Below are 230 nucleotides of genomic sequence, written 5' to 3'. Positions count from 1 at the left end.
CTACGTGTTCGGCTACGCCCACGACCACGCCGAGGCGCTGCGCGCGTCCCACGCCGTGCCCGGCCCCGTGCCGGTGCTGCCGCGGTGGGCGCTCGGCACCTGGTGGAGCCGGTTCCACCGGTACACCGCCGAGGGATACCGGGAGGTCGTCGAGCGGTTCGCGGTCGAGCGGATCCCGCTGTCGGTGTCGGTGCTCGACATGGACTGGCACGTCACCGAGGTCGACCCGG

Annotated in this window: 1 protein-coding gene; it reads left to right on the top strand. The window is 73.5% G+C overall.

Annotated elements, in window-relative coordinates; translation table 11 throughout:
• Positions 1 to 230, top strand: a 230-nt coding sequence (locus KVT14_RS21845) for a TIM-barrel domain-containing protein (protein ID WP_217617437.1), incomplete at both ends; no start/stop codon positions are given.

Source organism: Cellulomonas sp. GbtcB1, from assembly GCF_019091725.1.
GTDB lineage: Bacteria > Actinomycetota > Actinomycetes > Actinomycetales > Cellulomonadaceae > Cellulomonas.
This window is presented reverse-complemented; position numbering and strand designations above follow the sequence as displayed.